Genomic DNA, 362 nt, shown 5'->3' with positions numbered 1-362 from the left:
GGCAGACCTTCGCTGTCACCAATGACCTGAATCGCCATCGAACCAATTTTGGTGCCGCGACGAATCGCCTGCGGCAGCGACGGACCTTCCAGCAGGGCGCTGATGACGCCAACGGCAAAGCCGTCTCCGGCGCCTACGGTATCCACCACGTTGTCGACTTTTATCGCCTCAACCTGGCCCTGCTCGCCCTGCGCCGTTTTATACCAGGCACCGTCACAACCGGTTTTAATCACGACCGCTTTCACACCCTTATCGAGATAGAAATCCGCGATCGCTTCTGGCTGACGATAGCCGGTCAGAATCAGCCCCTCTTTTTCGCCCGGCAGTACCCAGTCGGCATACTCCGCCAGCAGATTGAGCTG

The 362-nt window shown here is 58.6% G+C and carries 1 protein-coding gene; it reads right to left on the bottom strand.

The features are described 5' to 3' along the window. On the bottom strand, nucleotides 1-362 hold a 362-nt coding region (locus tag SB756_RS28540), incomplete at both ends, for a PfkB family carbohydrate kinase (RefSeq protein ID WP_410912860.1).

It is taken from the genome of Pseudomonas sp. SIMBA_068 (assembly GCF_046534705.1).
Lineage (GTDB): Bacteria > Pseudomonadota > Gammaproteobacteria > Pseudomonadales > Pseudomonadaceae > Aquipseudomonas > Aquipseudomonas putida.
The sequence above is the reverse complement of the archived record's forward strand: the minus strand, read 5'-3'. Positions and strand labels throughout refer to the sequence as shown.